The 12,735-nt window shown below is 69.3% G+C and carries 12 protein-coding genes; 1 reads left to right on the top strand and 11 read right to left on the bottom strand.

Annotated features, from left to right (window positions below; all coding sequences use genetic code 11):
• Positions 1-102: 102 nt before the first annotated feature.
• From gltS to D451_RS26445, 3 genes are read right to left on the bottom strand one after another with little or no spacing between them, the layout of a single operon-like run.
• On the bottom strand, positions 103-1,302 hold the full coding sequence (gltS, locus tag D451_RS0112025; protein ID WP_017534591.1) for a sodium/glutamate symporter: 1,200 nt from the start codon (positions 1,300-1,302) through the stop codon (positions 103-105).
• Entirely contained in the window at positions 1,299-2,237 is a 939-nt protein-coding gene (gene hutG, locus D451_RS0112030) for a formimidoylglutamase (RefSeq protein WP_241463323.1), read from the bottom strand. Before hutG ends, gltS begins: the two co-directional genes overlap by 4 nt.
• Positions 2,238-2,242: 5 nt before the next feature.
• Entirely contained in the window at positions 2,243-3,004 is a 762-nt protein-coding gene (locus tag D451_RS26445) for an IclR family transcriptional regulator (protein WP_017534593.1), read from the bottom strand.
• A 526-nt stretch (positions 3,005-3,530) separates the two neighbouring features.
• On the opposite strand from D451_RS26445, the gene D451_RS0112040 reads away from it, so the two are divergent.
• Positions 3,531-4,025: a hypothetical protein gene (locus D451_RS0112040; RefSeq protein WP_017534594.1), complete on the top strand. Its 495-nt coding sequence runs from the start codon at positions 3,531-3,533 to the stop codon at positions 4,023-4,025.
• A gap of 81 nt (positions 4,026-4,106) precedes the next feature.
• Here the strand turns inward: D451_RS0112040 and D451_RS0112045 are convergent, their stop codons facing one another.
• The 8 genes from D451_RS0112045 to D451_RS0112085 all read right to left on the bottom strand — a co-directional run bounded on the left by D451_RS0112045 (position 4,107) and on the right by D451_RS0112085 (position 12,735).
• On the bottom strand, positions 4,107-4,751 hold the full coding sequence (locus D451_RS0112045; protein WP_017534595.1) for a hypothetical protein: 645 nt from the start codon (positions 4,749-4,751) through the stop codon (positions 4,107-4,109).
• Between the two features lie 289 nt (positions 4,752-5,040).
• Positions 5,041-5,799 (bottom strand): hypothetical protein, encoded by a 759-nt coding sequence (locus D451_RS0112050; protein WP_017534596.1) that lies wholly within the window; start codon positions 5,797-5,799, stop codon positions 5,041-5,043.
• A 537-nt stretch (positions 5,800-6,336) separates the two neighbouring features.
• The gene (locus tag D451_RS0112060) at positions 6,337-7,191 is read right to left on the bottom strand and encodes a fumarylacetoacetate hydrolase family protein (protein WP_017534598.1); all 855 of its coding nucleotides are present in this window, start codon (positions 7,189-7,191) and stop codon (positions 6,337-6,339) included.
• The gene (locus tag D451_RS0112065; protein ID WP_017534599.1) at positions 7,191-8,408 is read right to left on the bottom strand and encodes a mandelate racemase/muconate lactonizing enzyme family protein; all 1,218 of its coding nucleotides are present in this window, start codon (positions 8,406-8,408) and stop codon (positions 7,191-7,193) included. Before D451_RS0112065 ends, D451_RS0112060 begins: the two co-directional genes overlap by 1 nt.
• The gene (locus tag D451_RS0112070; RefSeq protein WP_014911520.1) at positions 8,401-9,297 is read right to left on the bottom strand and encodes an alpha/beta hydrolase; all 897 of its coding nucleotides are present in this window, start codon (positions 9,295-9,297) and stop codon (positions 8,401-8,403) included. Before D451_RS0112070 ends, D451_RS0112065 begins: the two co-directional genes overlap by 8 nt.
• Complete coding sequence (locus D451_RS0112075; RefSeq protein ID WP_017534600.1) at positions 9,294-10,982, bottom strand: GH3 family domain-containing protein; 1,689 nt, start codon at positions 10,980-10,982, stop codon at positions 9,294-9,296. The genes D451_RS0112070 and D451_RS0112075 overlap by 4 nt, the downstream gene beginning before the upstream one ends.
• A 16-nt stretch (positions 10,983-10,998) precedes the next feature.
• Positions 10,999-11,556 (bottom strand): flavin reductase family protein, encoded by a 558-nt coding sequence (locus tag D451_RS0112080; RefSeq protein WP_017534601.1) that lies wholly within the window; start codon positions 11,554-11,556, stop codon positions 10,999-11,001.
• Positions 11,557-11,622: 66 nt separating this feature from the next.
• Positions 11,623-12,735, bottom strand: a complete 1,113-nt coding sequence (locus D451_RS0112085) for an LLM class flavin-dependent oxidoreductase (protein ID WP_014909555.1) — start codon at positions 12,733-12,735, stop codon at positions 11,623-11,625.

The following is a 12,735-nucleotide window of genomic DNA, read 5'->3' on the forward strand; positions in this document are numbered from 1 at the left end:
AATATACCCCCTGCTGGTATCTGGGTGGACCATGGGAGGCCGGGAACGCGGAGCGGCCCCGCACCGGAAAGGGCGCGGGGCCGCTCATGAGGCGGTCTCCGGTCAGGCCACCGCGTTGATGCACCACACGATCCACGGCAGCGCCACGATGTCGATCAACACCGCGCCGGCCAGCGGAACGATCAGGAAGGCCTTCTCCGAACGGACCCCGAAACGGCGGTTGAAGGCGTCCATGTTCGCCATCGCGTTGGGGGTGCCGCCCAGACCGTGACCGACCATGCCCGCCGCCATCGTCGTGGCGTCGTAGTTCTTGCCCAGCAGGCGGAAGACCACCAGAGCGACGAACAGCAGCAGGACGATCACCTGGACCGCGAGGAGCAGTACCAGCGGCAGGGCCAGCGCGTACAGGTCCCAGATCCTCAGACTCATCATGGCCATGGTCAGGAACAGGCCCAGCGACAGCGACGACACCAGCGACAGGGCGCCCTGGTGCATGCGAAGGCCGAACCGGTCGCCCACGTTGCGCACGATGGCGGCCACCACCATGGCGCCCACGTACGAGGGCAGCACGAACCCGGTCGTCTCGCTGAACCACGTGCCCAGCGCGACCCCGGCGACCATCACCGCACCGATCAGGACGGCGGTGTTCACCAGGGGGCCGTAGCCGACCGGCTCCTCCTTCTCCTCCACCTCGACCGTTCCGGTCGCGGCGGTGTCGGCGGCCGACGGCACCTTCACTCCGTGGCGCTTCATCAGCCAGGAGGCCATCGGCCCGCCCAGCAGACCACCGGCGACCAGGCCGAACGTGGCCGCGGCGATCGCGACCGCGGTGGCGCCGTCGGTCCCCAGGGCCTCGGCGGTGGGGCCGAACGCGGCGGCGGCGCCGTGGCCGCCCTCCAGGGCGACGGCACCGGCCATCACGCCCAGCACCGGGTCGAGGCCCAGCGCCGTGGCCATACCGATGCCCACGACGTTCTGGAGGATCGCCAGGGTCCAGCACGCCAGCAGATAGACGATCAGCAGCTTGCCGCCCTTGCGGAGCAGGCTGACACTGGCCCCCAGACCGATGGTGGTGAAGAACGCGATCATCGCGGGGTCCTGCAACGTGGTGTCCAGCTCCAGCTGTGCCACGCCGGTCTCCCGCAGGGCCAGAACGGCCAGTGCGAAGGCGAAACCACCGATGACCGGACCGGGGATGCTGAACCGCTGGAGGAAACCGATACGGCGCCGGGCGAACTCGCCCAGGAGCAGCAGGGCGACGGCCAGCGTCGTGGTCTGGATCAGGTCCAGGGAGATGTTCATACGCTCCGCCTTCTGCCCGCGCGTACGCGGTCCACCATGCGCGCGGCGACGCGCGCGGTCCGGCCGTCCACATCCAGGGACGGGTTGAGTTCGGCCACGTCGAAGAGGGCCAGCCGTCCAGAGGCGGCAACCTCCTCGACCACGGCCTGCACCACCTCGGGCGGAACGCCGAGCGGAGCGGGGGCGCTCACCCCGGGCGCGACCCACGCGGGCAGGGCGTCCAGGTCGAGCGTGAGGTAGACGTCGTCCACCGTGTCGAGGAAGGAACGGACGAAGTCGAGTACCCGCTCCAGGTGGGCGGCGGTGCACCGGTCGTCGGTGAGGTACTCGACGCCGAGCCGGTCGGCGCGGTCGAACAGCACGGGGGTGTTCCCGGCCTCGTTGATGCCGACGACGGCGTAGCGGAAGTCCCGTCCCCGGGCCTTCTCCGCCTCGGAGATCTGAAGGAACGGTGTTCCGGAGGTGGGCTCGGACTCCTCGCGCAGGTCGAAGTGGGCGTCGATGTTGAGTACGCCCAGGGTGCGGGTCCGGTCCGTCCCGAGGCCCCCGTCCAGGCCCAGGTAGCTCGCGTAGGCGACCTCGTGGCCTCCCCCGAACACGATGGGGAAGTGCCCGGCCCTCATGGCCTCGGCCACCACGGAGCCCAGCGCGCGCTGGCCGGTCTCCAGATCGCCGTCGTCCACACGGACGTCTCCGGCGTCGTACAGAGCCTCGTCCCGGTGGAGGGCGAGCGGTGCGAGCGCACGGCGCAGGGCGGCGGGGCCTTCGGCGGCACCGGTGCGGCCCTTGTTCCTGCGCACACCCTCGTCGGAGGCGAAGCCGACGATCGCGGTCCCGGTCCGATCGGCGCGGTCGAGCGGTCGCACCGTGTTGTGCCAGCGCCGGTGCTCGGCGCCCGGGCCGTCGTCGCGTCCGGTCCAGACGGGGGGATCCACCCTGTTCAAATCGTTCCTCCACTCAAGTCACGCGCCGCCTCCTTGACGAGACGGACGTAGTAGGGGCGTCGGCGCTCGGTCAGCGCCGCCGGGGCCATCACGGTGACGACCCCGCTCAGGGAGCCGGAATCGTCGAGAACAGGGGCGCTGGCGCCCCATACGCCCTCGTCGAGGGCGCTCTCGCTGATCGCCACGCCCCGTTCCCGCACCAGGGGGTGGGCGGCCTCCAGGGCCCGCACCCGTTCGGAGGGGAGGCGGTAGGCGGCGTACACCTCCTCGCGTCGGGAGTCGGGGAGGTGGGCCAGCAGTGCCTCGGCCGTGGCCCCGCGCAGCAGAGGCCGCACGGCTCCGCGGGTGTAGCAGCAGCGCAGCACCCGTGCCCCTTCGACCGCGTCCACGCACAGCGCTTCGGTGCCGACCGGCACCATGAAGGCCGCCAGTTCGCCGGACTCGTGCGAGAGCCGCTCCAGTCGGGGACCGATGGAGGTGCGCTCCAGCGCGCCGTTGCGGTACCTCTCGGCGAACCGGACCGCCACGGGGCCCGCCCCGTAGTCGGGGCCGGTGCCGACACGCTGCACGAACCCGGTCGAGGAGAGCCGGTCCAGCATTCGGTAGACGGTGCTGACCGGGATGCCGGTGATCTCGGCGACCTGCGCGGCGGTGGCCCTCTCCGCCTCGGCGAAGACCATCAGTACGCCGAGCAGGCGATCGGTGGTCCGCCCCGAGTTGCCGGAGGCCGGATCCGCGGGTGTCGCTTCGGCGGACATGGCGCCCCCCCCTTTCCCGGACCGAGCGAGCTCCGAGCTGCGGTGCGGACTCGGGGCCGGCCCACTCTATGGATCGGACAAAAGGGATGAAAAGGGCAAATTCTCATCCAATGAGAAGGCTATGTTCCGGTGCGCGGGCCGAAGAGGGATCGGTTCTGTGAGGTTGCGCTCAGGCGGGGCCTCGCGGAGGAAGGAGGCCCGCCGGGGCGGTGACGAGGGAAAAGAGCGGGTCGAGGATCCCCCAAGGCGGGGGAGCGGGTGGGAGAAGAGCCCGGACACGAGAGAAGGCCCCGCGGGGCGGGGCCTTCCTCGGCTTTCGGTGGGCCTCCACACCGTTCGCTCCCCGCCGCCCGTGACGGAGACGGAGGGGCGGAGTTTTCGTCGCGTCCTGTCACGCTTCACTGACATGATGTCGGGCATGTCTATTTCCCCCCAGCCCCCACAGCCGTCCGCAGCACCACCCGTCCCGCATGTTCCTGCGGGGCGCGGTCTACGGGGCGGATACATCGCGAGTCTGATCTCCCTGGTGGCCACGGTCGTGGTCTTCGGTGTCCTCCTCGCCCTGGGCCCCTGGGTACGTCAGCCCACTCCGGACTTCATCACCGAGACCGAACAGAACCTCGAGGTCGAGCTGGAACTCGGAGAGGAACACCTGGGAGAGCTCGGGGTCTACGGCCGCTCATTCGGCGGAGGGTGTTCGTTCCACCGTCCGTCCGGTACCCCGGGCGAGATCCAGATGCGCGGTGCCGGGACCTTCTCCTACGGGGCGGAGGAGTGGAACCTGGTCCACGTCCTGACGGTCGTCGAGCCGGGTACCCACAAGCTCTCCTGCTCCAACGACGAGACCGAGTTCGGTGTCGCCTCCATGCACGTGGTCGAGACCGCCTCCACCCGACAGATGCTGTGGGGGCTCACCTGGATCGGCCTGCCCATCCTGGGCCTGATCACCACCGTGACCCTCGGGGTCCTCACCCTGCTGCGCGACCGCAGGGAGAAGGCCGCCGTCGCGGCGGGCCGTTGACCGTGCTCGAACGATCGTCAGGGGTCCGCCGTCGGCGGACCCCTTCTCCTCTTCGAGGACGATGGGACGACGTCCCGGCGGTCAGAGCGGGGTGACGGCCGTACCGGACAGGCCGTAGGTGATCTCGTACTCCTTGGTCTCACCGGTCGCGCCGTCCAGGGCCGTGCAGGTGCTCACATGCTCGTCGAGGACCGCGACCGCCACCTCGCCCTCGAACCCGCAGTCGATGTAGGGCAGGAGGCTGTACACGCGAATGGTGTGCTCCAGCTGCTCGACGATGATCGGTCCGGTGACCAGGCGGGCCCTCTCCGCCGCGTAGTTCTCCGAGCTCCGCTCCTCGTCCAGTTCGACCAGGTACTCGAACTCCTCGCCCATGTAGGTGACGACGCAGCTATAGCTCTTCTCCACCTGGAGGTCGACGTCCGGCGGGCACTCGGAGGTGGCGTCGGGGTCGGCGGTCCAGTTCATCTCCGAGACCTTGACCAGGGCGTTGTGGGCGTTGATCTCGTGCCGGGGAGCGCCGCGTTCGGGCTCGGGCGGCATCTGCGACTCGTCGATGGAGGGGCCCCTCTGGTTCTCGGTGGGGACGTCACCGTAGGTGAATCCGGTGGTGTCGACCTCCGTGGCGGTCTCGGTGTCCGCGCCTCCGATCCCGCCGCAGGCGGTCAGGGCCAGTGAGAGAGCGGTTCCGGCGAGGAGAAACGGTCCAGGACCGGTAGGGCGCATGGGGGGACTCCTGAGTCATGAAGGGGGCGGGGGTCATGCGTACTATCGCACCTTTCGCGAGTGCGGCCGTACACGCTCGGTCCCGGACCGTGGGAAAGAGCCCGGACACGAGAGAAGGCCCTGCCCCGCGGGGCCTTCTCCGGTGTTCGGGGCGGGGCTCGATCGGTCCCCCGTCGAGTCCGATCGAGTGCGCCTCCCGAACCCCGCGGCACCCCATCGGCCTCACGCTTCGCGAGACCGATGGGCCGCCGGGCTTCTGGTGGGAGCCCCGTCGACGAGGAGGGACGTTCTAGTACTCGGTGATCGACAGGGCGACGCCGTCGACGATCTCGACCTCGGCCGTGATGGCGGTCCCGTTCGCGAGGGTGGCGTCGAACCGGTCGAAGTCACAGATCACGTCGCCGGTGTCGGGGTCCTGGACGCCCCCGGCGCAGGCGTAGAGGCCCGCGTGGATCACGGTGTCCTCGGCCACGTAGAACGCCGTGCCGTCGACCATGTACTCACCGGGGGAGATGTACTCCAGGTCGCCGCTCACGAGTTCGGAGGCCCCGTCCGCGGCGCCGTCCTCGGGGACCGGAGCCGACTCGGGGGTGTCCGTCGCGCCGGAGCCGTTCGGGGTCTCGCTGTCGTACTCGGTGATCGTCACGGCGATGATCTCGTCGTTCTCACCCGACTCCGCCTCGGCCTTGACGTGGACGGGGGCCTCCCCCTGGGCCGCGGCCTCGAAGGACTCCAGGTCGCATTCCACGACGCCGAAGCCGACGTCGTCGACCCCGTCCTCGGCGGGGCAGACGTCGAGGCCGCCCAGATAGCGGGTCTCCTCGCTGACGAAGAACGCCTGGCCGTCGATGACGAACTCGCCCGGGGCGAGGTACTCCAGTTGTCCCATGAGCGCGTCCTCTCCCGTCCGATCGGAGGCCTCCGACCGTCCGGAGTCGGACGACGTCACCGCGTCGATCACCTCTTGAGAGGAGCAGGCCGCGGAGCCCACGATCACCAGACCGGAGGTCGCGAGGGCCAGGACGGTGTTGCGGATATCGCGCTTCATGCGCTTCCTTTCTTTCCCCCGGAAGGAGATGCTGAATTGCGGGTATTCGGGCATGACCATGACGGCATCGGAATTTTCGGGGGATGTGGAAACGCGCGAAGGGCGGGTCGCGGTGTTTCGAAAAATTCGGATCCGGCGCGCTTCACGAGGGCGCGCCCCTGCCGGCGTTCCTTGACGAGATCCGCTTCGACCTCGGTCTTCGTCTCATCGGGTGGACGTCGCAGTCGACGTTCCACGGTTCCGACCGCGGTGAGAACACCGTTCTCGGATGCTGATCGGACCGTTGTACCGGGGGATTCTCCATATCGAACCCCGGGTCACGTGTTCCGCTTTATCTCCTTCGCTTCGCGGGTCGTCCCGCGTGCTCTCATTGTTCCTTTTCGGGCGTTCTGATGGCGGTCGGGGCGCCGAGGTTCTCCCGAATGAGGATTTTTTTCGAGCGTTCGCCCGGGTCCGTCGTTCCCGCGCAGGGATCGGGACATGAGAAAGGCCCTGCGAACAGGGCCTTCTCCGGTGTCGGGCAGAGGGGTCTCGGGCTCAGTGGGCCGCCACCGTGTTCGTCAGGAGGACGTCGTGGGTGCCGAACCTCATCTCGATCCGGTCACCGCCCTCCATCGAGAACCCACTGTGGAAGCTGCTGCGGTCGGCGCCGAGGTAGACGTAGTGCACACGCCCCGGAGCGAGCAGCGCCTCGTACGCGAAGAGACCGGAGATCATCTCGGGCACGTCGTACAGGATGGCCTTGGTCCCCGTGGTGAAGGCGCCCTGCCACACGGGTCCGCCGTCCCGCTCGATGGTGACATGACCCGTGACGTGGCGGGGCGGGGCGTCCAGGAAGAGCCAGGGGGAGATCCCCGCGTCGCAGAGCTTGGCGTAGGAGAGGTGCCCGTTGTTCCGCTTGAAACGACCGATGTCGGTCAGGTCGTTGCCGAAGGTGTGGCCGACGTAGCGCGGGGTTCCGGAGGGGTCGGTGAGGTAGACGAGGACGACCTCCGCCTCCTCCGTCAAAGCGACGGCTCCGGACGGTACGCGCAGTGTCTCTCCGGGGACCTTCAGGACGTCGCCGAGGCCCTTGAAGAACCAGTTGGGCATGGTGTTCTCGGCGGCGTCGACCTTGGCGTGATGGGTCGCCATGAAACCACCGACCAGCGCGTCGCCGACGGAGTCCGGCAGCAGTGGCGGACGGAGCCGTACGTCGGAGGCGGGGACGGGTGTCGCCTCACGCCCCCGGGTCAGGGCCTCGGTGAGGGCGGGGACGTCGCCGTTCGCCGCGAGCAGGGTGGACTGGAGATCGAGATCGCCGAGCGGGTACAGGTGGAGGGTGGTGGCCCCGGGGGAGTCGAGGCCGAAGTGGCGCTCGCCCCGGTGGACGCATTCGTACAGGGTGGGCATCAGGAGGTCACCTCGGAGGAAGCGGGGATCCAGCGGTCGTGGTACCAGGACCGGGAGGCCCAGCGTTCGGCGGACGCGTTCAGGCGCATACCGAAGCCGGGGCCGGGGGGCGGTGCCAGGGTGTTGGTCCGGCGGTCCACCAGGGGGCGCGGTGAGACGATCACGTCGGAGTCGGCGAAGAAGCGGTCGGACTGACCGGCCTCGACGGTGAGTGCGTCCGGGGCGCGGAAGGCCAGGGCCCGTCCGGCGTTGATCAGGGGCCCGACCTCCGCGACCTGTACACCGATCTGGAAGGCCAGGCCCGTGCCCCGGGCGTACGAGATCAGACGGGACGAGGCGGACAGGCCGCCGTTCTTGGCGACGCGCACGTTCACGGCGTCGCACGCCTCGGTGTCCACGGCCGTCCGGGCGTCCGCGAGAGTGAGGACCGACTCGTCCAACATGACGCGGACGCCGGTCTCCCGACGTAGGACGCGAAGGTCCTTCCAGGAACGAGGGGGCAGCGGCTCCTCCAGGAGGTCCACCCCGACGTCGCGCAGCCGGAGGGCGTTCGGCACGGCGGTCTCGGAGGTCCAGCTCATGTTCGCGTCGACCATGACGGGGATCTCCGGGCCCAGCCGCTCCCGGATCGCCGTGATCGTACGGACGTCCTGTTCGAGGTCGGTGGAGGCCTTGACCTTGACGAAGTGGAAGGGCCCGCGCTCGTTCAGAAAGGTGTCGACGTCGGTTCCCAGATCGAGGACCTGGGAGATCGGAAGCATCGACGGTTCGGAGGACGTTCGGATCGGATCGGGCACGAGGTCGGTGGCGGGGAGGTCGAGGCGGCGGGCGATCAGGTCCAGCACGGCCGTCTCGATCAGACAGATCAGGTTGTTGTTCCGTCCGGGGGCACCGCCCGCGACGGCGGGACTCAGGACCTCCGCGAACACCTCCTCGAAGGGCGCCTCCCGTAGCCGTTCCAGGAGATCCTCCGGAGGAACGGACCTCAACCGGGCGAACAACCGGTCCATCGGGACCCGGAGCAGGGTCTCGCCCACGCTCGCGGTCGTCTCACCGGTGACGTAGGAACGCGGCGCGCATTCTCCGACCCCGGTCGTGCCGTCGACGGTCAGACTCAGGACGAGGCCGTCGGCGGTGGAACGGCGGGCCGCCGGGTGGTCGAACCGGGCCAGCATCGGCGGCGCCGCCCGGTACAGCCGGGCCCCGGACTCAGACATCCCGGTCCAGGCCTTGGAGCAGGGTGTGGGTGGACGCCCAGTCGACGAGGTCGTCCCGGACGTCGGTGTAGAAGAGGTAGTGCCGATCGGTCGGGAAATGGATGATCGTGCCCCGTTCGGTGACCATCCGGTCGAACACGCGGCGGCTGTCGTCGAGGTCGAGGAAGGGGTCGGTCAGCCCGGACACGAACACGGTCGGTACACGGGGAGGTTCACTCCGGTCCGGGTGGTCCGGGTCGACGTAGAGGCGTTCCAGCTCCAGGAGGGTGCCGCGGGAGCGGCGGGTGATCGACCGGATCGCGAGATCGTCGTCGTCGATGAACCGCTGGTAACGGGGTACCGCGGTGAAGTCCTCCGACCGCAGACCGGCGTCCCACAGTTGGGTTCCGGTGTCGGCGGCCAGGGCCGCCCGTTCGCTCTCGCCGAGCAGCGAGTGCAGCCGTCCCAGCCACGTCGAGCAGTAGACGGCGGCCTCGTAGCGGACGGTGAAGTCGGCGTGGTGCACCAGGGCGGCCAGGAAGGACCCTCCCAGGCAGTGCCCGAAGAGGGACAGGGGGACGTCGTCGCCGATCGTCTCGCGAACGTGGGTCAGGGCGACGGTGTAGTCGGAGATGACGGTGGCCACGTCCGGGATCTCGTTGCGGGGGCCGTCGCTGACCCCGCTGCCGCGTCGGTCCAGGACGAAGAAGGCGATGTCGTTGTCCGCGAACCGGGGCCCCACCTCCCACAGCCACCCGGCGTGGCTCTGTAACCCGTGGAAGTAGAAGACCGCGCCCTTGGGGCGGCGTCGGGGCCGCCACAGGTGGAGGGCCAGCCGGGCACCGTCGTCGGCCGACAGCGTGATGATCTCTCGACGTACGTTCTGAGGCGGCCTCTTGGTCTCGATCACCGGTGCGCTCCCGTCGATGCCGTGTCGCCGAGGATGTCGGCGGCGAAGTCGGTGTCCTGCTGGAAGGGCTTGTACTTGTACTGGGTGGTGTTGCCCCGCTGCCGGCGGGACTCGACGTAGGCGGCGATGCCGCCGTGCGGGACGGTGGTGAAGGTGAGCGGGGCGAGTCTGCCGCTGGTGCGCTTGGAGGCGTACTCGATGTTGATGTCCTGGAGCGCGCGGTCCACCCCCTCCGACAGGAGACGGTCCTGTTCCTCGCCGGGGTCGGAGATCTCGCCGACCATCACGTAGTACGGCGGCTCGCTCCAGCGCGGACCGCACAGGTAGAGCCCGACCGAACGTCCGGCCGCCGTCATGGCCCGTTCGATGGCCCTGGTGACCTGGGTCTCGGTGATCTTCTCCCCGGTGAAGGAGTGGAAGATCCCGTCCCGGTGGACGAAGTGCACCCACGGGGTTCCGTCCACGAACCGGTCGACGTGGTAGACGTCGCCGGTCCACAGTCGGTACAGGCCGTTGGCCTGGGTCATGATCAGGTGATAGTCGCGACCCTCCTCCACCTCGTCGAACAGCAGGGTCTCGACCCGCTCGCCCGCGTCGAGCAGGGCGCCCAGGTCCGTCTCCGCCGGTACGAACTCGAAGAAGGCCTGGCCGACCGCCAGAGGCTGGCTGTCGAGGGAGTCGTCGACGGGGATGGTGGTCACCCCCTCGGTTCCGCAGCTCATGAACGGCATGGCGGACACCCCGGGGAGGACGGCCTCCAACCGGGGCAGGTAGAGCTTGGCCGAGGACGACAACCAGGAACTGTAGGTGTTCAGCGACGGCCAGACGTCCTTGAGCGTGAACTCGCCCCGGTCCAGGACCGCCTGGAAGCGGCGGGCCCGCTCGGGGTCGGGGTCGGTGTGGGGCCGACCTTCGAGTGTGCCCTCGGCGAGGTCGCGGACCAGGTCCTCTCCGTGCTCGACGATGAGGTCGCGTAACGAGATCAGGGTGCTCGGGTTGATGGCCGAGACGAAGCGCAGGTCCTCGCCGAGGAAGTGGCGGATCCGGTGGTACATCCGCCCGGAGTGCGAGGAGGGCGCGGCGGTGCCGAACCACGGCGCGGCGGACCACGGCGGGTTCCAGTCCCGGGCGTTGATCTTCGGATGGCGGTTGCTGATGGCCTGATAGGGGACGCCGGCCAGGAAGTCGTCGACGTCCTCGTAGACGGTCTGGGTGTCGAGCGCCGCGTACGGGTGGGCGAGGATCTCGGGGTGGTGTTCCAGGTAGACGCCCCACATGGCCCGCATCGCGGGGATACGGTACTTGAGCAGCCAGTGCAGGGTGTAGGGGACACGTTTGGGGACGCCCGTCGTCCCGCTCGTCTTCAACCAGCGCAGGACGGGGCTACAGGAGAGGGTTCCGCCCTTGGTCCGGATCTCACGGTCGATCTCTTCGGTGAAGTCGTCGTAGCGCATCACGGGAAGGGTGTCCCGGAAGGCGTCCGGGGCCGTCGTGAGGACGTCGTGACCGCGCTCCTTCCAATGGAGCGAGTCCGCGCACAGGGCGATGACGTCGTCGAGGACCCGCCTCTGTGCCGTGGCCGGGTCCTTCAGGTCCACCAGGAAGGCCTCCCCGGCCCGCCGGCATTCCTCCGCGAAAGGGACACGGCGCGTGCGCCAGTGCTTCTGCCACTGCGTACTGCCCACGATGTCAGCTTCCTTCTCAGCTCGGTCTTCCTGTACGCCGGTGGGTCATGGGCTCGGTCGATGTGGGTTTCTCGGGTGCCAGGACACGGAACCGGCTCCCGTGGAACACCAGGGGTTCGGCCGGTCCGGTCGGTGCGCCGTCGATGGTGGAGGCGATGATCAGTTCGTGGTCGCCCGCCGGGTGGACCACGGTGATCGCGCAGTCCAGCCAGCCCAGCCCGTCCGCCGGGACGGGGTGGCCGGCCGGGGTGGACGTCCAGCCGCGTCCGGCGAACCGGTCGGCGGCGCGGACGCCGAAACGTCGACAGAGGTCGACGTGCCCCTCTCCGAGGATGCTGACGGCGAAGTCTCCGGTCGCCCGGATCCTCGGCCAGGTGGTCGAGGTGCGGGCCGCGCAGAAGGCGACGAGCGGAGGGTCGAGTGAGACGGAGGTGAAGGAGTTGACGACCATGCCCGCGGGGCCGTCCTCCGTACGCGTGGTGATGAGGACGACCCCGGTGGCGAAACGGCCGAGGACGTCCCGGAACAGACGCCGGTCCAGGGGACGGTGCGCCGACGTGCTCTGTTGCGTCATGCGGATGCTCTCCCCTTGTTCCACCGTTCGTTCCCGGACGCCCGGCCGTGACGGGTCATCGAGGTCTTACCGGGAGGAACGGGCGGCGATCGCCCGGTCCACGGCCTCCCGCGGCCGGTCCGCGGCACCGTTGATCCGAGGGGCGACGTGGCGCGCCAGGAGTTCGAGGCTGCGGTCGGTGTTCTCGTAGGTGGTCCAGTCCGCGGCGTAGACCAGGAGGGTGCCGAAGCCTCCGGTGGCCTCCTGCATCTTCCGGATGCCGGCGACCACGTCGTCCACGGAGCCGACGAGGGCTCCGCCGGCCTCGACCCGGGCCTCCAGGAGCTGCTCCCGAGGGACACCGGGGGGCTGGACGTCGCGTCCCGCCGCCTTGCCGAAGTATTCGAACAACCAGCGGTCGTAGCCCTCGCGGACCTCGTCGAACGCCTGTTTCCGGGTCTCGGCGACGTGCACCGGAAGGGCGATGCGCCATCGATCGCGGTCCAGGGTCCGGCCGAACTCCTCGGCGGCCTCCTCCGCGTACTTCCACTGTTGGGCCAGGCCGATGTGGTCCGGGGCGCCCGGGGTCATCAGCGCGAACGGGAGGGCGAAGGAGGTCATGCTCAGTCCGTACCGGCCGATGAGGCGGGGGCTGGTCACCGAGGTGCCGGAGGTGGCCAGCGCGACCTCGATCGGGTCGGGTCCGAACCGGGGCAGCTGAAGTCTGGCGTTCCGCAGCTCGTACCAGTCGGTCTTCTGGTCGACGACACCCTCGCCGTTGACCAGCTCGAGAAGGCTCGGCAGCGCCTCGTCCAGACGCCTGCGCTGGGTCGCCCCGTCGAGGCCGAACATGGGCGCGTCGAAGGGGACGCCCGGGCCCACGCCCAGGATGTAGCGGCCCTGGGAGAGGTGGTGCAGGTGTACGGCACGACTGGCGACGTGGAAGGGGTGGTGGCCGGAGAGCGGGACCACGCCGTGCGCGAGCCTGATCTGCCGGGTGCGTTGACTCGCGGCGGCGATCAGGGTCTCGGGGGCGCCGACGAGACCCCAGCCCAGGGTGTGGTGTTCGCCGAACCAGGCCTCGTCGAAGTTCAGGCGGTCGGCGAGCTCCACGAGGTCGAGGTCGCGTTGGATCGCCAGATGCGGGTCCTGTCCCGTCTCGTGGACGGGGGACAGGAAGATACCTATACGACTGTGCAC

It is taken from the genome of Nocardiopsis alba DSM 43377 (genome assembly GCF_000341225.1).
Lineage (GTDB): Bacteria > Actinomycetota > Actinomycetes > Streptosporangiales > Streptosporangiaceae > Nocardiopsis > Nocardiopsis alba.

What these genes read in the sequence shown, in the direction of transcription:
- gltS (WP_017534591.1), bottom strand. Translation starts at nt 1,302, where the DNA reads ATGAACATCTCCCTGGACCTGATCCAGACCACGACGCTGGCCGTCGCC.
- D451_RS26445 (WP_017534593.1), bottom strand. Translation starts at nt 3,004, where the DNA reads ATGTCCGCCGAAGCGACACCCGCGGATCCGGCCTCCGGCAACTCGGGG.
- D451_RS0112045 (WP_017534595.1), bottom strand. Translation starts at nt 4,751, where the DNA reads ATGCGCCCTACCGGTCCTGGACCGTTTCTCCTCGCCGGAACCGCTCTC.
- D451_RS0112060 (WP_017534598.1), bottom strand. Translation starts at nt 7,191, where the DNA reads ATGCCCACCCTGTACGAATGCGTCCACCGGGGCGAGCGCCACTTCGGC.
- D451_RS0112065 (WP_017534599.1), bottom strand. Translation starts at nt 8,408, where the DNA reads ATGTCTGAGTCCGGGGCCCGGCTGTACCGGGCGGCGCCGCCGATGCTG.
- D451_RS0112050 (WP_017534596.1), bottom strand. Translation starts at nt 5,799, where the DNA reads ATGAAGCGCGATATCCGCAACACCGTCCTGGCCCTCGCGACCTCCGGT.
- D451_RS0112080 (WP_017534601.1), bottom strand. Translation starts at nt 11,556, where the DNA reads ATGACGCAACAGAGCACGTCGGCGCACCGTCCCCTGGACCGGCGTCTG.